This is a genomic window from Massilia sp. LMS1-1-1.1, from assembly GCF_040815535.1.
Classification (GTDB): domain Bacteria; phylum Pseudomonadota; class Gammaproteobacteria; order Burkholderiales; family Burkholderiaceae_D; genus Janthinobacterium; species Janthinobacterium aestuarii.
The window spans coordinates 500,727-518,780 of the sequence record NZ_JBFPNG010000023.1 but is presented as its reverse complement, the minus strand read 5'-3'; the positions used below and the strand labels follow the sequence as shown (position 1 = coordinate 518,780).

Annotated in this window: 19 protein-coding genes; 16 read left to right on the top strand and 3 right to left on the bottom strand. The window is 63.8% G+C overall.

The genetic code is table 11. The features are described 5' to 3' along the window. The first annotated feature begins 150 nt into the window (after nt 1–150). From MRBLMS1_RS17340 to MRBLMS1_RS17285, 12 genes are all read left to right on the top strand, one after another. Entirely contained in the window at nt 151–915 is a 765-nt protein-coding gene (locus tag MRBLMS1_RS17340; protein ID WP_485880658.1) for a hypothetical protein, read from the top strand. Then, nucleotides 912–1,934, top strand: a complete 1,023-nt coding sequence (locus tag MRBLMS1_RS17335; RefSeq protein WP_485880656.1) for a hypothetical protein — start codon at nt 912–914, stop codon at nt 1,932–1,934. Before MRBLMS1_RS17340 ends, MRBLMS1_RS17335 begins: the two co-directional genes overlap by 4 nt. A gap of 27 nt (nt 1,935–1,961) precedes the next feature. Next, nucleotides 1,962–2,825 (top strand): hypothetical protein, encoded by an 864-nt coding sequence (locus MRBLMS1_RS17330; RefSeq protein ID WP_485880654.1) that lies wholly within the window; start codon nt 1,962–1,964, stop codon nt 2,823–2,825. 1 nt (nt 2,826) lies between these two features. Next, entirely contained in the window at nt 2,827–4,467 is a 1,641-nt protein-coding gene (locus MRBLMS1_RS17325; RefSeq protein WP_485880653.1) for a hypothetical protein, read from the top strand. Beyond that, nucleotides 4,442–5,353 carry a glycerophosphodiester phosphodiesterase gene (locus tag MRBLMS1_RS17320; protein ID WP_436482278.1) on the top strand — a complete coding sequence of 304 codons (912 nt, stop codon included), beginning with the start codon at nt 4,442–4,444 and terminating at the stop codon, nt 5,351–5,353. The genes MRBLMS1_RS17325 and MRBLMS1_RS17320 overlap by 26 nt, the downstream gene beginning before the upstream one ends. A gap of 192 nt (nt 5,354–5,545) precedes the next feature. After that, nucleotides 5,546–6,571, top strand: coding sequence for a LacI family DNA-binding transcriptional regulator (locus tag MRBLMS1_RS17315; RefSeq protein ID WP_485880650.1), 1,026 nt, complete (start codon nt 5,546–5,548; stop codon nt 6,569–6,571). Next, the gene (locus MRBLMS1_RS17310) at nt 6,571–8,058 is read left to right on the top strand and encodes a sugar ABC transporter ATP-binding protein (protein WP_485880648.1); all 1,488 of its coding nucleotides are present in this window, start codon (nt 6,571–6,573) and stop codon (nt 8,056–8,058) included. Before MRBLMS1_RS17315 ends, MRBLMS1_RS17310 begins: the two co-directional genes overlap by 1 nt. After that, nucleotides 8,039–9,046 (top strand): ABC transporter permease, encoded by a 1,008-nt coding sequence (locus tag MRBLMS1_RS17305; protein WP_485880646.1) that lies wholly within the window; start codon nt 8,039–8,041, stop codon nt 9,044–9,046. Before MRBLMS1_RS17310 ends, MRBLMS1_RS17305 begins: the two co-directional genes overlap by 20 nt. A gap of 88 nt (nt 9,047–9,134) precedes the next feature. Continuing rightward, nucleotides 9,135–10,070 carry a substrate-binding domain-containing protein gene (locus MRBLMS1_RS17300; protein WP_485881032.1) on the top strand — a complete coding sequence of 312 codons (936 nt, stop codon included), beginning with the start codon at nt 9,135–9,137 and terminating at the stop codon, nt 10,068–10,070. A 79-nt stretch (nt 10,071–10,149) separates the two neighbouring features. Beyond that, a complete protein-coding gene (locus MRBLMS1_RS17295) occupies nt 10,150–11,202 on the top strand; it encodes a sugar phosphate isomerase/epimerase family protein (protein ID WP_485880644.1) in 1,053 nt (350 codons plus the stop codon). A gap of 9 nt (nt 11,203–11,211) precedes the next feature. Continuing rightward, nucleotides 11,212–12,363 carry a Gfo/Idh/MocA family protein gene (locus MRBLMS1_RS17290; protein ID WP_485880642.1) on the top strand — a complete coding sequence of 384 codons (1,152 nt, stop codon included), beginning with the start codon at nt 11,212–11,214 and terminating at the stop codon, nt 12,361–12,363. 9 nt (nt 12,364–12,372) lie between these two features. Beyond that, nucleotides 12,373–12,669, top strand: a complete 297-nt coding sequence (locus tag MRBLMS1_RS17285) for a 2Fe-2S iron-sulfur cluster-binding protein (RefSeq protein ID WP_485880640.1) — start codon at nt 12,373–12,375, stop codon at nt 12,667–12,669. A gap of 1 nt (nt 12,670) precedes the next feature. On the opposite strand, the gene MRBLMS1_RS17280 is transcribed toward MRBLMS1_RS17285, so the two are convergent. Continuing rightward, nucleotides 12,671–12,982, bottom strand: coding sequence for a hypothetical protein (locus MRBLMS1_RS17280; RefSeq protein ID WP_128140975.1), 312 nt, complete (start codon nt 12,980–12,982; stop codon nt 12,671–12,673). Between the two features lie 92 nt (nt 12,983–13,074). Here MRBLMS1_RS17280 and MRBLMS1_RS17275 point away from each other — a divergent pair, with 92 nt between their 5' ends. Together MRBLMS1_RS17275 and MRBLMS1_RS17270 are read left to right on the top strand one after the other, a co-directional pair. Continuing rightward, nucleotides 13,075–13,344, top strand: coding sequence for a MoaD/ThiS family protein (locus MRBLMS1_RS17275; RefSeq protein ID WP_331778256.1), 270 nt, complete (start codon nt 13,075–13,077; stop codon nt 13,342–13,344). 2 nt (nt 13,345–13,346) lie between these two features. Further along, entirely contained in the window at nt 13,347–14,444 is a 1,098-nt protein-coding gene (locus MRBLMS1_RS17270; RefSeq protein WP_485880637.1) for a WD40/YVTN/BNR-like repeat-containing protein, read from the top strand. Here MRBLMS1_RS17270 and MRBLMS1_RS17265 read toward each other — a convergent pair. Further along, nucleotides 14,417–15,040 (bottom strand): TetR/AcrR family transcriptional regulator, encoded by a 624-nt coding sequence (locus MRBLMS1_RS17265; RefSeq protein ID WP_128140978.1) that lies wholly within the window; start codon nt 15,038–15,040, stop codon nt 14,417–14,419. The genes MRBLMS1_RS17270 and MRBLMS1_RS17265 overlap by 28 nt on opposite strands. Before the next feature lie 169 nt (nt 15,041–15,209). Here MRBLMS1_RS17265 and MRBLMS1_RS17260 point away from each other — a divergent pair, with 169 nt between their 5' ends. Further along, entirely contained in the window at nt 15,210–16,253 is a 1,044-nt protein-coding gene (locus MRBLMS1_RS17260; protein ID WP_485880635.1) for an MBL fold metallo-hydrolase, read from the top strand. Nucleotide 16,254: 1 nt separating this feature from the next. Here MRBLMS1_RS17260 and MRBLMS1_RS17255 read toward each other — a convergent pair whose 3' ends face one another. Continuing rightward, nucleotides 16,255–16,587 (bottom strand): hypothetical protein, encoded by a 333-nt coding sequence (locus MRBLMS1_RS17255; protein ID WP_034753595.1) that lies wholly within the window; start codon nt 16,585–16,587, stop codon nt 16,255–16,257. A 444-nt stretch (nt 16,588–17,031) separates the two neighbouring features. On the opposite strand from MRBLMS1_RS17255, the gene MRBLMS1_RS17250 reads away from it, so the two are divergent. Further along, nucleotides 17,032–18,042 (top strand): substrate-binding domain-containing protein, encoded by a 1,011-nt coding sequence (locus MRBLMS1_RS17250; protein ID WP_485880633.1) that lies wholly within the window; start codon nt 17,032–17,034, stop codon nt 18,040–18,042. Nucleotides 18,043–18,054 lie beyond the last annotated feature (12 nt).

The window sequence follows — 18,054 nt, the reverse complement described above, 5'->3', positions numbered from 1 at the left end:
AAGTAACAAAAGTTAGCGATTTTTACTGTGATATGAGAAAATTGCTTAAATGCATTTTACCTTACTGACAAGTTTCTCTTGTCTGGCCAGCGCACGGTACGTCGCCGCCGGCCAGTGGCGCGTGCCGCCCAACACACGATCGGACCGGCTTTGCAATCGGAACAATTTGAACGGATTCATGCTTTCTGGACCCGCCGCCAGCAGCTGACACAAGGCGAACTTGGCGAGTTTTACCAGCGCGTCATCGCCGCGCTGACGCCGTGCCGTCCGCGCGAGGCGGCGTCGCTGGGCGACTCGCTGGCCGACTTGCGCCACCAGTTTTTCATCGAAAAAGTCCTGCACGGCGACAGCGAGGCGGCGCCCCACCACATCGGCGCCCTGTTTTTGTACTTCAAGCGTTTCATCATCGACCAGCTGCGCAAGCAGCGCGATGACGAAGATGCCGATGCACAAGAGGGCTGCGAGCTGCGCGCGCCCGATGCGTATGCGGAACCGCTGCGCGACTACCAGCTCACGCCGCAGCAAGTGCGCGACGCGGCCGACGTGTTCATCACCACCTTGCCCGACGATTTGATCTTGCTGCTGCGCCATTGCGGCTGCGGTGGCATGCCCGTCAAGGAACTGGCCGAGCAGATCGCTTCCGCGCACTACCACGGCGGAAAATTAGGCCTGGTACACAGGCAGAAGGGTGATCCTGCCAGCGCGGGCCGCCAGATCGTCGAGCCGGCCCACCGCGCCACCTTGCTGGGCAGCTGGGTCTTGAACCTGCTCAAGCTGCGCGTCGGGGACGCCCTGGCCGCACGCGATCTGCAGGCGGCGCAAATAGTTTTGGATATCTTGTGCGTGGCCGCGTTATCCCTGCACATGGACCCCGCGCCCACCCACCCAAACCCTGATGAAAGGCCATCGGCATGAACGCATTGACGCCCTCGCTGGCCATCGTTGCCGCGCGCCTGCCGTCGCCTCCATCTTCAGCCGAACTGCTGGACGACGAGGTGGCCGGCACTACCCCCGACTGGCGCGGCATTGCCGTGCCGGAACACCTGCTGCAACGTTTCGAGCGCCGCAGCGATGCGGCGCCGTTGGCCGCGCGCCCCATCGCCGGTGGGCAGATCCACTTGCTGGCGCGCCTTCCCGGCTTTGGCGCCGTGCTGCTCGATGCCTGGGACAGCACGCGGCAGCGCTGGCGCGGCTGGCTCGTCACGCCGGACACGGCGTATGCGGACGCCTGCGGCCTCGTGGTCGAGGAGCGCGACGCGCCCGCCGATCCGCGCGCGGGCCTCGTGCTGTGCGACATGCCGGTGACCTTGGCCGTGACGGACCTGGGCGCCTGCCTGGGCGTGTTCAGCCAGGAGCGCCTGCAGGCGGCGCGCTGGCTGGAGCTGCATGGCCGCGCGAATGGCGCCACGGCGGCACCCGGCGTGATCGCCCGCGTGGCCTTGCCCGGCGATGATTACGCCTTGACCGGCACACCGCTGTCGAGCGAGCTGGGCAAGGACGGCCGCGTGGCCTACCGCCAACTGCTGCGCCAGGGCTTGCAGCAATTGCAGATCGCTTCGGCCGATGCTATCGCGCCAGCGATGTCCCCCGTGAAGGCGGCCAATGCCAACCGCTGGCTGAAGCTCGTCACGGCCGTGGCCGCCAGCGTGATGGTGGTGCAATCGGCGTGGCTGTTCCTGCCGAAAGAGGGCGCCGTTGTCGGCAATGCGGAATTCCGCAGCGGTGGCAGCGGCATCGAGACGGGCGTGCGCACGCGCGTGCTGTTCCGTGCCGAGGCTACGGAGGCGGAAATCCGCACGTGGCTGCAGCGCGAGCAGCTGGAAATCGTCGCCGGACCGGACACCCTGGGTGCCTTCACCGTGCTCTCGCGCAACCGCCAGAAAGTCTTGCCGCCGCCAGGCCCGGGCAATCCGCTGGCTGTCATCAATCCCTGACCCTGAAATAAGAGAAAGTTATCGAGCATGACAAGGTATAAGAATTTTGCATCCGCGCACTGGCGCAAATTGATCGCCGGCGTGGCTGCCGGCGTCCTGTTGACGGGCTGCGCCATGACGCCGAACGGCCGTGGCGGCGTGTTGATGGGCCTCGATACGGCCGAGCTGTTCGGCACGCCGATTTCCACCTTCCGCCTGCGCGACGGCACGGAAGGGACCTTGCGCAAGGACCCGCAAGGCAAGTATTCGATCAAGCTGTCGCAGGCCTTCCGCGTCGTGCCGCTGGCCAACGCCATCACGGCCCGCGTGGCGCGTGTGGAAAACGTGGGCGAGCGCACCGTGGTTATCGTGGAAACGCAGGAGCGCGGCTGCGCCTACCGCTATGAAGTGCTGGCTTTCCAGGGCACGGACGTGCTGCAGTGGACGGTCGGCAATTGCAAGGACCGCCCCCGCGTGGACGTGGCGGCGGACGGGAAGTCGCTCAATATCGACTTCCCCAACTACAACCGCCTGTCGCGCATGATCTACACGGACAACCGCCTGCTCAACGCCAGCGTGGCCGTGCCGCCCGGCGTCGATACGCGCGCCCAGCCGTTTGCCGACGATGCCTTGCGCGGCACGGGTCCCGCCATCGCCACCACGCCCGGCAGCGACAGCGGCCGCGTGATCCCGGCGCCACCGGCACCGGCATCGACCCGGGCGCCTGCCGCCGCGCCGAAAGCGGCCAGCCGCGCCAGCGCCAAGGCGCGCCGCCAGGACACCCCGGCCAGGGTGGCAACGCCCGCCGCCATCAGCCTGCCCGCGCAACGTAGCGCTGCGCCTGCTCCGATGGCGCCGATGATCTTCCAGGCCGAAGAGATCAAGCCCGTCGTCATCGATCTGAGGAAATAAGATGGCCGCGAGTTTGCGCAGTCTGCAGATCCGGCAGACCTTGATCCTGATCGTCCTGACGATCATTTATTTGTGCTTCGAGCTGGGCTTCAATGCCCGTTTGCTCGACGTGGTGGGCGGCGACGTCAAGCCGCACGACGTGGAGGGCGTGGAATTCTATGGCCGCAGCCTGTCGGGCATCGCCGCCGCGCTCGTGGTGCTGCAACTGATGTGGCGCCGCCGCCTGAAGAACAATGGCAGCGGCCCCAGCTGGAAAAAGATCGTCTTTTGCTGCGTCGCCACGGCGGCGGTCGTGTTCGGCATTTTGAAAACGACGGTCACCGTGCTGGTCGAAACGCGCGATGCGCAATTTCGCCGCCTGGCCTTCAACACGACCCTGATGCAGCGCTCGCTGGTCGGCGGCAGCTTGCAATTGCAGGGCCTGGTCGATGACGCCACCCTGTTTGCCAAGCCCGAAGGCAAGGCTTTCCTCGCGCTGTTTCCCTTCCTGGCTGTCTCGGTGGGCCACCTCGATGAGCGCATGGAGCCGGCCAAGGAACAGTTGATCAATTTCAATGTGCGCAAGATCGCCGGCGGCGCGGCCGGGTACTATGAAAAATACCAGCAGGCGATCGGCGAAGTGCGCGACAAATGGAAACTGTATTCGGGCATCATTCCCGATGATGATGCGGGCTTGCGCCAGCAGCAGGAAACGGCGTGGAGCGATTACCGGCAAAGCCTGTCGCGCCATGGCTGGCAGCCGCATTCCGTGCCGGCGCGGCGCAAGGCGGCCGTCGTCAACAATGTGCGCAAGAAAGTGCCCGTATCGGCCAACTGGCACCCTGCCGACCAATTGAGCTTCCGCGCCGCCGTCAAGCGCCGCTATGCGTCGGAAGCGGCCAGCAAGGGTTTGCATATCAAGGGTGACCGTATTCCGCCTGGCTTGTCCTTTGCCGCCTTCGTGGCGCGCCCCGGCATCCAGGCCGTCCTGCGAGACGGGCCGGACGGCGGCGATGGCAGCGAAGCGAGCAAGGGCTTGCGTTTGCCGAAAGGCGCCGTGGTGCAGGACGCGTATGCGAGCCCGGCCGAGTTCAGCCGTCTGTTCGACCAGTTCGCCGCGCGCCAGACGGCGGAAAAACTCGTGGAATACCGCGCCAGCCGCAACGACTTCGAGGTGGGCGGCAAGTACTTTGAAGAGGGCAAGGAAGCGGCGCGCGCGGCCATCGTGCCGCCCGTCGCCCTGTTCTTCTCCTTGCTGGGCGCCATCGGCCACTTCTCGAAATTGCTGTACCTGATCGCCACGGTGGGCTTGCTGGCGCTGGCGGCGCGCCGCGGCGAGCAGGCGGGCGCCGATGGCCAGCTGAGCCGCCGTTCCGCCTGGATCGCCACGGGCGTGCTGGCTGGCGCCTTCCTGGGAACCTGGGGTATCTTTACCCTCTCGGACAATAATGTCACGAAGAGCGAGCTGTTCCGCCAGATGCTGGACTGGAACCGCCAGGCCGCCGACGACAGCACGCGCTGGCAAATCGCCGGCAAGGGCTTGCTGGCCAATATCACGCACGTCGTGGCGGTGGGGCAGGGCTACAGCTACCCCGTCAACGAAGCGATCCGCATCCACGTTTTGCAGGGAATTCACTATGGCTATCATCCGGGACAAAAATAAGGCGGCCGCACTGGCCTTGCTGCTTTCCATGGCCAGCACGGCTGTCCAGGCCGACTGCCTGGGCATGAAGGTGCACGCCCACCGTGGCGCCGGCAATGCGCCGGAAAACTCGCTGAGCGCGCTGCGCAACACGTATTTCGGCACTTGGGATGGTGTCGAGACGGATTTGCAGCTGCTTGGCGACGGCAGCTGGGTAGTGCACCACGACCTGTTGACGGGCAGGGTCGTCGACACGGGCTCGCCCCGTACCGTCAAGCAATTGACGGCCGACGATTGGCGCGCCGCCAGCATGAAGAACCGTGGCGTGGCCACACCGGAAACACCGCCTTTTGTGACCGACATCGCTGACCTGGCCACGGCTTTTCCAAGTAAAACCCTGAACGCGGAAATCAAGGATGTCGTGGGATCGTGCGCACCGATCGCCTCCCTGGTGGGGCAGTTGCGCGCAAACATCAAGCACGGCAACTGGTTCTTGACGTCGGGCGTGCCGAACAACCTCGCGTGCGCGCGCCGCGCCGATCCGCAGGGCTACCTGGGCTTGCTCGTGTTTGACGCGCGCAATGCGCAGGCGGCCGGCACGAACCGCGTCAGCCGCTATATCGCGAAAAATGCCCGCCCGCCGAAGCTGGACAAGCCGTGGTTGCAGCGCGTGCAGCAGCAGATCGGCATGCCCACGGGCGTGCACGTCGATGCGCGCAGCCTGGACGCCAATCCGAATTTGCTCAGCGACGCGGCCAGCCTGAACATGCCCGTCTTCGTGTATGCCATCGATGGCGACTCGGCCCTGGCCGCCTCCTTGCTGCGCGCTCAGCAGCGCAGCCACCGCTGGCCCAGCGGCGTCATCCTTGACGGCAATCCCGAGACGTTTTGCGCGATGATGCAGTAAGTTCCCCCTGATCTGCGATACGGCGGTTTTGCCGTGCAGCAGAACGCCTTGCAGCCCCAGAAATAGCTTTTCCAACGGCCCGTACAGGGCCGCTTTTTGCTCATTTTTTGCGCGCCGCAGCATCGATAATGTTTGCATCGCGCGCGCGACTGGCTTATAAATGTAATCGATTACATTTTGTTGAAAAGCGCCATGCCTGCAGCCCTTCCATCACCTTTGCCGACAGAAACCGTCTCCATCAGCGCCGTCGCCGCGCATGCGGGCGTGTCGGTGGCCACCGTCTCGCGCGTGATGAACGAGCAGGCGGGAGTGCGGGCGCCCACGCGCGACAAGGTGCTCGCTTCCGTGGCGGCGCTCGGCTACCGCATGAACCACCTGGCGCGCAGCCTGCGCACGGCCGAGAGCCGCATGCTGCTCACCATGGTGCCTGACGTGGGTAATCCGTTCTATGCGCAGATCGTGCGCGGCATCGATACGGTGGCGCGCGAGCACGGCTACTTCGTGCTGCTGTGCGACACGGGCGCCGACGCGGGCCGCGAGCGCTCCTACTTCGACTTGCTGCGCATGCACCGCGCCGACGGCGCCATCTGCCTCGATCCGGACACGGTGCAGCATGCCCTGTCGCATGAATCCGTCAGCCTGCCCTGGGTGGCGTGCTGCGAATTCGACCCCGCCGTGGCCGTGCCCTATGTCGGTATCGACAACCACCGGGCCGCGTCCGACGCTGTCGCGCATCTGCTGTCGCGCGGCCATACGCGCATCGGCCTGATCAACTCCGATGAGCGCTATCTGTACGCGCGGCAACGCCAGCAGGGCTACCTGGACACCCTGAAGGCGGCCGGCTTGCCCGTGCAGCCGCAGTGGGTGCACACGGTGCAAAGCCTCGATTACGAAGCGGGCACGGCCGCCACTTTGCGGATGATGGCGCAGCCCGACGCGCCGACGGCCATCTTTGCCGTCTCCGACACCCTGGCCATTGGCGTGCTGAGCGCGCTGCGCCAGCTGAACAAGCGCGTGCCCGAAGACGTGGCCGTCATCGGCTTCGACGATATCGCCATCGCCGCGCAGATCGATCCGGGCTTGACCACGATTGCCCAGCCGATGCGCGAACTGGGCGAGACGGCGGCGCGATTATTGCTGCAGCGTTTGGCGGACCCGGCGGCCAGTGTGCCTGGCGTGCTGCTGCAACACCAATTAATTCTGCGAGGGAGTGCATAGTGAGCGTTGCCGTCGGTTTCGAAGGGGTCTGCAAGGATTTCGGCCCCGTGCGCGTCTTGCATGGCGTCAGTTTCAACCTGTCGCCGGGGCGCGTGTATGGCTTGCTCGGTGAAAATGGTGCCGGCAAGTCGACCCTGATGAAAATCCTCGCCGGCTATGAAGCCGTCAGCGAAGGCCAGCTGCTGATCGATGGCCAGCCCCAGCGCTTTGCCAGTTCGCGCGCGGCGGAGAGCGCCGGCATCGTGCTGATCCACCAGGAATTCAACCTGGCCGAACACCTGACGGTGGCGCAGAACATGTTCCTCGGCCACGAAAAAACGCGCGGCTGGCTGCTCGACGAGAGCGCCATGAAGGAAGAAGCGTCGCGCTACCTGAAACAGGTGGGCCTGGACGTGTCGCCCGACACGAAAATCCGCGACCTCATCGTCGCCGAGAAACAGCTGGTGGAAATCGCCAAGGCCCTGTCGCGCCGCGCCCGTTTCCTGATCATGGATGAACCGACCGCCACCCTGACGTCGTCGGAAACGCAGCGTTTGTTTGCCGTCATGGCGCAGCTGAAAGCGGATGGCGTGACCATCCTCTACATTTCCCACAAGCTCGATGAAGTCGAGCGCAACACGGACGAGGTCATCGTCATGCGCGACGGGCGTTTCGTTACGCGCGAGCCGACGGCCAGCCTCACGCGCCAGCAGATGGCGAACCTGATGGTGGGGCGCGAATTGTCCGACATGTTTCCGGTCAAGGTGGCGCTGGCGAAAGACGCTCCTGTGTTGCTGAAAGTGGAGGGCTTGTGCGTGCCCGGCTGGTCCAGGGACCTGTCGTTCGAGGTGCGCGCCGGTGAAGTACTGGGCTTTGCGGGCCTGGTGGGCGCGGGGCGCACGGAATCGTTCGAGGCGCTGCTGGGCTTGCGTCCGCGCAGCGCGGGCACGATCAAACTCAATGGCCGGCCCGTGGACATCCGCACCCCCAAGCAAGCCATGCAGAACGGCATGACCTATCTGAGCGAAGACCGCAAGGGGAAGGGCTTGCACGTGAACCTGGGCTTGCGCGAAAACCTCACGATGATGACGATGGAGCGCTATGCACGGCCGTGGCTCGATGTGGCCGGGGAAAAAGCTGCATTGGCCAAGGCCGTCGGGGATTTCAATATCCGCACGGGCGACCTGGACAGCCGCGCGCGCATGCTGTCCGGCGGCAACCAGCAAAAGTTGGCGCTGGCGAAATACCTGCATTCGGACCCGCGTGTCGTCGTGCTCGACGAGCCCAGCCGCGGCGTGGACGTGGGCGCCAAGCGCGACATTTACTTTTTGATCCACCGCCTGGCCGCCGAAGGGCGTGCCGTGATCGTGATTTCATCCGAACTGATCGAATTGATTGGCCTGTGCCACCGGGTCGCCGTGATGCGCGCCGGCACCTTGCAAGCCACCCTGTCTGCTGACCACCTGACTGAAGAGGAGTTGATTGCCCATGCAACCGGCACGCACTGACACCACCGTATCCACGCTTGCCAGCTTCGGCGCGCGCATCAAGGGCTTTGGCCCCGTGCTGGGCCTGCTGGCCCTGTGCATCGCGGGCACCTTGCTCAACGGCGACTTCGCCACCGTGGACAACCTGATGAACGTGCTCACGCGCACGGCCTTCATCGGCATCATCGCCGTCGGCATGACCTTCGTGATTATTTCCGGCGGCATCGACTTATCGGTGGGTTCCATGGCGGCCCTGATCGCCGGCTGCATGATCTATTTCATGAATGCGCTGGCGCAAGGCGCGGGCGGCGATTTGGCGCCGATCACCATGCTGGTGCTGGGCATCGCCATGGCTCTGGTCCTGGGCGCGGGCTTTGGCCTGATGCATGGCTTGTTGATCAGCAAGGGCAATATCGAGCCGTTCATCGTCACCCTGGGCACGCTAGGCATCTTCCGCGCCGTGCTCACGTATTTGGCTGACGGCGGCGCCCTGACCCTGGACGCCACCCTGTCCGAGCTGTACAGCCCCGTCTACTACACGAGCGTGCTGGGCGCGCCGATCCCGATCTGGATCTTTTTATTCGTCGCCGCGGCCGGCGCCATCATCCTCAACCGCACGACCTTTGGCCGCCATGTGCAGGCGATTGGTTCCAACGAGCAAGTGGCGCGCTATGCGGCCATCAATGTCGATAGAGTCAAGATCGCTACTTACATGCTGCTGGGCGTCTGTGTGGGCATCGCCACGGTGCTGTACGTGCCGCGGCTGGGCTCGGCCACGCCGACGACGGGCTTGCTGTGGGAACTCGAAGCCATTGCCGCCGTCGTCGTGGGCGGCACGGCGCTGAAGGGGGGAGAGGGACGCATCGTCGGCACCGTGATCGGCGCCATCCTCTTGTCCGTGATCAGCAATATCCTGAATTTGACCAGCATCATCAGTGTCTACCTGAATGCCGCAGTGCAAGGCGTGGTGATCATCGCCGTCGCCTTCCTGCAGCGAGGCCGCAAATAAAAACATGGCGGCGTTCTGAAAGGGCAGCCAACGGGCGCCCACAACCTTGGAGGAGAGCAGCATGAAGAGCTTTATACGGGTAGCAGGGATGGCAGTGCTGGTGATGCAGGCGTGGGCGCTGCCGAGCGCACAGGCCGCTGAAAAGCTGGTGGTCGGCGTGGCCATCCCCACGGCTACGCACAGCTTTACGTCGGGCATCGTCTGGTGGGCGAACCAGGCCAAGGCGGAACTGGAAAAAGCCCATTTAGGGCTGAAAATCATCGTCAAGACGGCCGCCACGGCACCGGAGCAGGCGAACCAGTTGCAGGACATGTTGACGGTGAACAAGATCAACACCCTGGTGATCTTCCCCATCGAATCGGCCTCGCTGACGCAGCCCGTCGCGCAAGTGAAAAACAAGGGCGTCTACGTCACCGTGGTCGACCGTGGCTTGACGAACACGCAGTCGCAGGATGCCTACATCGCCGGCGACAACACTGCGTTTGGCAAGCTGCCGGCCGAATACCTGGCGAAAAGCCTGAATGGCAAGGGCAATATCGTCGTGCTGCGCGGCATGCCGACCACCCTGGACAACGAGCGCTATGATGCCTTCAGCGCCGTGATGAAGGGCCATCCCGAGATCAAGATCCTGGACGCCAAGTATGGCAACTGGAACCGCGACGATGCCTTCAAGGTCATGCAGGATTATCTGACGCGCTTCAAGCAGATCGACGCCGTCTGGGCCGCCGATGACGACATGGCCATCGGCGTGCAGAAAGCCATCGCGCAAGCCAAGCGCACGGACATCAAGCAAGTGTTCGGCGGCGCGGGCGCGAAGGGTGCCGTCAAGAAGATCATGGACGGTTCCGACCCGCTGATCGTGGCCGACGTGTCCTACTCGCCCAAGTTCATGTACGACGCCATCAAGCTGACGACGGAAGCGCGCCTGAAAGGTGATAAATTGCCGGCCAACACGATCATCCCATCGGTGCTGATCACGCGCGAGAACGCCAAGCAGTTTTACTTTCCGAACTCGCCTTTTTAACGACACCCCAAAACAAGGGCTGGGGTCGTACCCTCAGGGTACGACCCCGGGTTTCGGTTTGGGTTAACAGGACATTGACATGAAAACCATCCAGGGCCCGGCCATTTTCCTGGCCCAGTTTCTCGGCGATGAGCCGCCGTTCGACTCGCTCGAGCACCTGGCGCAATGGGCGGCCAGCCTCGGTTACAAGGGCTTGCAGCTCCCCACGGCGCCGCGCCTGTTCGACCTGGAGCAGGCGGCGGCCAGCCAGCAGTACTGCGACGACGTGAAAGCCTTGCTGGCGCGCCACGGCTTGCAGGTGACGGAATTGTCGACGCATCTGCAGGGCCAGCTGATCGCCGTGCATCCCGCTTACGACGCCCTGTTCGACGGCTTTGCGCCCGAGCACGTTCGTGGCGATCCGGCTGCGCGCACGGCCTGGGCCACGCAGCAACTGCTGTGGGCGGCTACCGCCTCGCAGCGCCTGGGCCTCAAGGCGCACGTGACGTTTTCCGGCGCGCTGGCCTGGCCCTATCTGTATCCGTGGCCGCAGCGCCCGGCCGGCCTGGTGGAAACGGCATTTGCCGAACTGGCCAAGCGCTGGCTGCCCATCCTCGATGCCTTCGATGCCGCTGGCGTGGACGTCTGCTATGAACTGCATCCGGGCGAAGATTTACATGACGGCGTGACCTTCGAGCGCTTCCTGGCCGCCGTCAACGACCACCCGCGCGCGTCGATTCTGTATGACCCCAGCCACTTCGTGCTGCAGCAGCTCGATTACCTGGCCTTTATCGACATTTATCACGCGCGCATCAAGGCCTTCCATGTAAAAGATGCGGAATTCCGGCCGAACGGGCGCCAGGGCGTGTATGGCGGCTATGCCGACTGGCAAGACCGGGCCGGGCGCTTCCGCTCGCTGGGCGACGGGCAGATCGATTTCAAGGCGATTTTCTCGAAGATGGCGCAGTACGATTTCCCGGGCTGGGCCGTGCTGGAATGGGAATGCTGCCTGAAACACCCGGAGGACGGGGCGGCCGAAGGGGCGCGTTTCATCCGCGAGCACATCATCCACGTGGCCGAACGCGCGTTCGACGATTTTGCCGGCAGCGCCGTGGATCAACATCAGATCAATCATTTGCTCGGCTTGAAATAAGGAAACGACATGCAGCGACGCTTACGGCTGGGTATGGTAGGGGGCGGGCAGGGCGCATTCATCGGCGCCGTGCACCGTATCGCGGCGCGCATCGACGACCAGTATGAACTGGTGGCGGGCGCGCTGTCGTCCGATCCGGACCGCGCGCGCGACAGCGGCGCCGCGCTGCACCTGGCGCCGGACCGCATCTATTGCGATTACCGCGCCATGGCGCAGGCGGAGGCCGCCAGGGCGGACGGCATCGAGGCCGTGGCCATCGTCACGCCCAACCATTTGCATGCACCGGTCGCCACGGCGTTCATGGAAGCGGGCATCCACGTGATTTGCGACAAGCCGCTGGGCATCTCTTTGGCGGAAGGGCAAAAGCTGGCGGCGCTGGCGCAACGCAAAAATTTGCTGTTTGCGCTCACGCATACCTACAGCGGTTACCCGCTGCTGCGTCATGCGAAAGCGATGGTCGAGGCGGGCGAGATCGGCGAACTGCGCCTCGTGCAAGTCGAGTATTCGCAGGATTGGCTGGCCGATGCGATTGCGGCGGGCGGCATGAACGAGGGCAACTGGCATAACGACCCGCAGAAAGCCGGACCCGGCGGCACTTTGCTCGACGTGGGGCTGCACGCCTACCACCTGGCGCAATTCGTCAGCGGATTGACGCCGCAGGCCGTGCTGGCGGAACTGTCGACGTTTGTACCGAACCGCACGCTGGACGACCACGTGCAAGTGATGCTGCGCTATGCGAATGGGGCGAAGGGTACGTTGTGGGCCAGCCAGGTAGCGACCGGTTGCGAAAACACGGTGCGTCTGCGCCTGTTCGGCACCAAGGCGCAGCTGGACTTCGACCAGGAACAACCGAACGAATTGTGGTGTACACCGCAGGGCGGCAACCGCCAGCTGCTGCGTCCGGGGCGGGTCGACAGCGCCGCCGCGCGCCATGCCACGCGCGTGCCGGCCGGCCATCCGGAGGGGTATCTGGAAGCGTTTGCCCAGCTGTACCTGGATGCGGCCCTGGCCATCCGCGCGCTGCAAGCGGGCTTGCCCGTGCCCAGGGAAGCGAGCTGGCTACCGACGGTGGCCGATGGCGTGGCGGGCCTGGCCTTTGCCGAGGCCGTGCTGCGCAGCCATGCGGCGGGCGCCAGCTGGACTGCGCTGGCGGACTGTTAAACTGGAGGCATGAGCGCGCCTCCCTTTACCATCACCATCGTCCCGCAAGGCTGGCAATTCCCGGCCGAAGCGGGCACGACCATCCTGGCCGCCGCCGAGCTGGCCGGCATCCGCCTGCTCAGTTCCTGCCGCAACGGCACGTGCCGCACCTGTCTCTGCCACATGCCGGCGGGCCAGGTGCGTTACACGGTGGACTGGCCCGGCATCAGCCCCGATGAACGGCTCGACGGCTACATCCTGCCCTGCGTGGCCGTGGCCGAAAGCGACCTCACGGTGCAAGCGCGGGCTGTGCGCACCGGGGCCTGATTCACGTTGACTTGCCGCCCTTGAGCCGCTGCAGCAGCGCATCCACGCTGTCGCTCACGGGCAAGCCGTGGCGGCGCAGCAGCTGCACGTGCAAGACGAGGTTTTCCAGCACCAGCTTGGCCGCCACGGCCAGCAAGGCCAGGTTGCGGTCTTCGGGGCTGAAACTTTCCATGGCGTCGGCCATCTCGCACAGGTGGTTGGCGATCAGTCCGCGCAATTCCTGCTCGTTGAAGGGCAGGTCGGCAAAATCGATGGGATCGGCCACCTCCACTTCCTGCATCAGCACCGCTAGTTCTTCCGGGGTAATCGTCATGCCTGGCCTCCTTGTGTGCTTGCCGCTATTTTAATTGTATTGGCCGCAAAGCGGACTAGAATGAGTCGAGGCCGACGACGTCGAAGGGCAGCATGGCGCATCTGCATTTTACGCAACAACTGGCACGCTACCTCGACGTCCCCACGGTGGACGTCGATGCACCACGTCTGCGCGCCGCCCTCGATGCCGCGTTTGTGCAGCAGCCGCGCCTGCGCGGTTATGTGCTCGACGAGCAGGGCGCCTTGCGCCCGAACGTGGTGATCTTCATCGACGGCGTGCGCTGCCGCGAGCGGCGCGTGCTCGACGACGTCTTGCTGCCCGACAGCCAGGTCTATATCTTGCAAGCACTTTCCGGAGGTTAAGTATGGCTCAACGCGCGTATCTCGGCACCCGCAAGGGGCTGTTCCAGTTCGATGTCGATGCGGCCGGTGCCTGGCAGCTGGCGCTGGTGCAGTTTGCCGGCGATCCCGTCTCCATGCTGCTGCACGATGGCCGCGACGGTGCCGTGTACGCTGCCCTGAACCTGGGCCACTTCGGCGCCAAGCTGCACCGCCTCGACGCGGGCGCCAGCGCGTGGCAGGAAGTCGCCGTGCCCGCCTATCCTGCCAAGCCCGAGGACAGCACCGATACCGTGGACTGGACCTTGCGGCAAATCTGGTCGTTGGCGGCCGGCGGCCCGGACCAGCCCGGCGTGCTGTGGGCGGGCACCTTGCCTGGCGGCCTGTTCCGCTCAAGCGACCGCGGCGAGAGCTGGCAGCTGGTGGAGTCCTTGTGGAACGTGCCGCAGCGGGCGCAGTGGTTTGGCGGCGGCTATGACGTGCCCGGCATCCACAGCATCTGCGTCGACCCGCGCGACAGCAACAAAGTACTGGTTGGCGTGTCCTGCGGCGGCGTGTGGCAAACGCTCGATGGCGGCGCCAGCTGGGCCTTGAGCGCGACGGGCATGCGCGCCGATTACATGCCACCCGAGCTCGATGAAAACGAGGCTGTGCAAGACCCGCACCGCATCGTGCGCAGCGCCGGCACGCCGGACGCCCTGTGGTGCCAGCACCATAACGGCATCTGGCGTTCGGACGATGCTGGCTGGCACTGGCAGGAAGTGACGACGGCGCCGCTGTCGCATTTCGGCTTTGCCGTGGCCGTGCATCCGCGCGATGGCGGCACGGCCTGGTTCGTGCCGGCGCAGGCGGACGTGCTGCGCATTCCCATCGATGGTGCGCTGGCCGTCACGCGCACGCGCGATGGCGGAAAAACCTTCGAGGTGTTGCGTGCGGGCTTGCCGCAGCAGCATTGCTACGACCTCATCTACCGCCACGGGCTGGCGCTGGCCGACGACGGGCGCAGTTTATTGATGGCGTCGACGACGGGCGGCGCCTGGTATTCCGGCGATGAGGGCGAACACTGGCAGACGCTGTCTGCCCACTTGCCGCCCGTTTATGCCGTCTGTTTCGCCAAGCCGTAATAGCACAGGAAGATATCGACGGCCAGTTCCGTTATTTCGCGCCGGCGTGCCGGGCCCAGCAGGGGCTCACCCATGGTGATCTGCGGCCAGAAGGCAAAGGTTTTTAAAGGCGACATCAGCAGATGCGCCACTTCCAGGGTCTCGCCCGCCTTGATGCGCCCGTCTTGCTGCGCCGCGCGGATCCAGATATTCAGGCCCGTTTCCTTCTCATTCAGGCGCGTCACCATCGCTTGCGCGCGCTCGGGCGAGTGGACGGTTTCGCCAAAGATCACGCGCGCCAGGTCGATGAAGGCCGGATCGCACAGCAATTCCATTTTCTGCTCGACCAGGGCCAGCACTTGCGGGCGCAACGGCTGGTCGGCCACATAGGGCACGGCTGGCTGGGACACGCTGCTTTCCCACATGCGCTGCAGGATTTCCGCGAACAATTCGTCCTTGCTGGGGAAATGGTTGTACACGGTGCGCTTGGAAACGGCGGCCGTGGCAGCGATCCTGTCCATGCTGGTCGCATCAAAACCGTGGTCGCGGAACTCGGCGATGGCGGCATCGACGATGGCGACGCGCTTGCGGTCGGTGAGGCGTTGCGGTGCGGCCATGGCTGAAAATCTCCTTTGAAAACAATATTTTACACCTCTTGGTTTACTTTGCCAGAAATAGGAACTACACTGTGTAGTGTAATTTAATCCTTGTTAATTCCTTGCCGGGCCATATATGCACTTGCACCGAGCCGCACGTCGTCTCTTCTTTCTGGGAGTCCTGATCATCATGAGTTCTTGCACCTTGCGCGCCGCGCCTGCCGCGCCCGCTGAATCCCCACAACGCCACGAAGGCAAGTTCCGCAATCCCGTGGAAATGTACAAGCTGGGCACGACAGCGACGCTCAAGCTGCTGTGGACGTTTGTCTTCGACAAGCCGGACAGCACGGTGCCGGCCGCTGCCGTTCCCGTGCAAGCCTTGACCCGGGCGCAGCTGCTGGCCGCGCCCGACAACAGCCTGTTTCGCCTCGGCCATTCGACCCTGCTGCTGAAACTGAATAATGAATTCTTCCTCACCGATCCCGTGTTTTCCGAGCGCGCTTCGCCGGTGCAGTGGGCAGGACCGAAACGTTTCCACCAGCCTCCCATCAGCATCGCCGACTTGCCGCCGATCAAGGCCATCATCCTGTCGCATAACCATTACGACCACCTCGACTATGCCGCCGTGCTGCAACTGGCCGCCAAGACCGAACACTTCGTCGCGCCGCTGGGCGTGGGCGACACCCTCGTCGAATGGGGCGTGCCGAAGGAAAAGGTGCAGCAATTCGACTGGTGGCAAGGCACGACGATTGCCGGCGTGAAACTCGTCGCCACGCCATCGCAGCATTTCTCGGGACGCGGCCTGTTTGACAGCAATCAAACCCTGTGGGCCTCGTGGGTCATTGACGCTCCGGACGTGCGCGTGTTTTTCAGCGGCGACTCCGGCTATTTCGACGGTTTCAAGCAGATCGGCGACAGGTACGGCCCGTTCGACGTGACCATGATCGAAACGGGCGCCTACGACAAGCTGTGGCCGGACGTGCACATGCAGCCGGAACAGACCTTGCAAGCGCACCAGGACTTGCGCGGCAAGTGGCTCATGCCCGTGCACAACGGCACGTTTGACCTGGGTCTGCATGCCTGGCATGAACCGTTCGACCGCATCACGGGACTGGCGGCCAAGCAGGGCGTGAACCTGGCCACGCCGCAGATGGGCGAAGCGGTCGACCTGGCGCAGCCGAAGAAGGGAGATAAATGGTGGCTGGCGATGCTGGAGGAGGAGATGGGCCAGTAATTTACGCCGTCACGTCGATCAGGCGGCCGAGGGTCTGGCCATAGCCGTTCAACTGGGGCGTGCTTTTCGGTGCGGCCGGGGCCGCTTGTTGCGGCACGGCCACCTTGATCGCCTGGTCCAGCTGCGGTGCCTTGACGGCGGCCGGGGCATCGGCCTGCGCTTGCTGGCTGCTGCGTTGCGTCTGGCTCAGCGATTCCTGTTCCCGCGCCAGCAACTGGCGGCTTTGCGCCAGCTGTTCGCTGTCGCGTTGCACCTGGTTCTGGCCTTGTTCGACCCTGCGTTGTGCCGTGGCGAGCGAGGCTTGCAAGTTGTTGACGGACGTTAGCGATACCACATTGTTCACCTTTGAAAGTATGCCCAAGCGTGTACAGAAAAGAGGGAAGTCCAGGAAGATGTGCTGCACCAAGCGCAACATGCCTGGCAGTAACCTTTACCTGAATCAAGATTAGGACAAATTCTCGCACAGTTCCAGTAAATATGTTTTCTTGATAATGCTATCGCGCGCGTCCTGTGTTGCCGAAGCGTCATGCCGAAGGTAAGGAGATGATTGTCGAAGTGAGTACATGCTGTCGCCTGCGAGCATTGTTTCTCTGCCATCAGTGACTCCGTGCCGTAGAGAAGCACATGTGCTCATATTTAAAACGTTGCTTTTTAGATAGTCAATGTATTGTTGTTTTTATACCATGTCTGCGCCCGCTAATGCGCGGCCTGTTTGGCGCTCTGGGCTATAATGGACGGTCAGAGTTGGTTTCTTTTGCCATACAGACAGGTAGTTAACATGAATCTCAAGAGCCTCGCAATTGCCCTCGGCATGTCGAAAACGACAGTTAGCAGGGCGTTGAACGGCTATCCGGAAGTCAATTCCCGCACCCGTGAAATCGTCCTGGCCGCCGCCAAGAAAGTCGGCTACCGGCCTAACCCGCTTGCGCGCAGCCTGGCCGTCGGCCGCACGAATGTGCTGGGCATGATCTACCCCTTGTTGCCCAGCGACCTGGGCGACAGCGTCTTTCTTTCCGTGGTCAATGGCATGTCCGACGCCGTCGAAGCGTCGAAGATGAGTTTGATCATCGCCCCCGTGTCGCCGCAGAACGAACAGCCCTCGTATGAAAACATGGTGCGCGGGCGCCAGGTCGATGGCCTGGTGGTGGGCCGCACCAAGGTTGTCGACGAGCGCATTGCCTACCTGACGAAAGTCGGCTTTCCCTTTGTCGCGAATGGCCGCACGCGCATCGATGCGCCATACGCCTATTTCGACTACGACAACGACACGGGCATCGACCTGGCCGTGTCTTTCCTGGCGGCGCACGGGCATCAGCGCATCGCCCTGCTGAGCGCGCCGCTGGATCTGCATTTTGCGTATGAGCGCAAGGAAAGCTTTATCCGCTGCATGGCGCAAGCGGGCTTGCCGGTCGATCCCGCCTGTCTGCTCGACAATACTTTTGATCGCCGCAGCGGCTACCAGGCCATGCAGCAATTGCTGGCCTGCTCGCCACGTCCCACGGCCGTCATCGTCGACAACCACTTGTCCGGCGTGGGCGTGGTGCGCGCGCTGATGGATGCGGGCATCGAGATCGGCAAGGAAATCTCCGTCATCGTCTGGGGCAATGTGGAAGACACCTTGATCGGTATCAATGTCACCACCATCGACCAGCCCGACCTGCGCCGCGCCGGCGCCAAGATGGTCGAAATGCTGCAATCCCTGCTGGCCGGCACGCCGCCGGAACGGCTGCAGGAAATCTGGCAGCCGGTGCTATTGCCGGGGGCGACGGTGGGGCGCTGCCCCGAATAAAAAAACGCAGAG

Bases quoted from the DNA above. Each gene is read 5' to 3' on its own strand.
- MRBLMS1_RS17295 (WP_485880644.1), top strand. From the start codon at position 10,150: ATGAAAACCATCCAGGGCCCGGCCATTTTCCTGGCCCAGTTTCTCGGC.
- MRBLMS1_RS17335 (WP_485880656.1), top strand. From the start codon at position 912: ATGAACGCATTGACGCCCTCGCTGGCCATCGTTGCCGCGCGCCTGCCG.
- MRBLMS1_RS17275 (WP_331778256.1), top strand. From the start codon at position 13,075: ATGGCGCATCTGCATTTTACGCAACAACTGGCACGCTACCTCGACGTC.
- MRBLMS1_RS17325 (WP_485880653.1), top strand. From the start codon at position 2,827: ATGGCCGCGAGTTTGCGCAGTCTGCAGATCCGGCAGACCTTGATCCTG.
- MRBLMS1_RS17260 (WP_485880635.1), top strand. From the start codon at position 15,210: ATGAGTTCTTGCACCTTGCGCGCCGCGCCTGCCGCGCCCGCTGAATCC.
- MRBLMS1_RS17320 (WP_436482278.1), top strand. From the start codon at position 4,442: ATGGCTATCATCCGGGACAAAAATAAGGCGGCCGCACTGGCCTTGCTG.
- MRBLMS1_RS17280 (WP_128140975.1), bottom strand. From the start codon at position 12,982: ATGACGATTACCCCGGAAGAACTAGCGGTGCTGATGCAGGAAGTGGAG.
- MRBLMS1_RS17315 (WP_485880650.1), top strand. From the start codon at position 5,546: ATGCCTGCAGCCCTTCCATCACCTTTGCCGACAGAAACCGTCTCCATC.
- MRBLMS1_RS17270 (WP_485880637.1), top strand. From the start codon at position 13,347: ATGGCTCAACGCGCGTATCTCGGCACCCGCAAGGGGCTGTTCCAGTTC.
- MRBLMS1_RS17330 (WP_485880654.1), top strand. From the start codon at position 1,962: ATGACAAGGTATAAGAATTTTGCATCCGCGCACTGGCGCAAATTGATC.
- MRBLMS1_RS17285 (WP_485880640.1), top strand. From the start codon at position 12,373: ATGAGCGCGCCTCCCTTTACCATCACCATCGTCCCGCAAGGCTGGCAA.
- MRBLMS1_RS17300 (WP_485881032.1), top strand. From the start codon at position 9,135: ATGGCAGTGCTGGTGATGCAGGCGTGGGCGCTGCCGAGCGCACAGGCC.
- MRBLMS1_RS17290 (WP_485880642.1), top strand. From the start codon at position 11,212: ATGCAGCGACGCTTACGGCTGGGTATGGTAGGGGGCGGGCAGGGCGCA.
- MRBLMS1_RS17305 (WP_485880646.1), top strand. From the start codon at position 8,039: ATGCAACCGGCACGCACTGACACCACCGTATCCACGCTTGCCAGCTTC.
- MRBLMS1_RS17250 (WP_485880633.1), top strand. From the start codon at position 17,032: ATGAATCTCAAGAGCCTCGCAATTGCCCTCGGCATGTCGAAAACGACA.
- MRBLMS1_RS17265 (WP_128140978.1), bottom strand. From the start codon at position 15,040: ATGGCCGCACCGCAACGCCTCACCGACCGCAAGCGCGTCGCCATCGTC.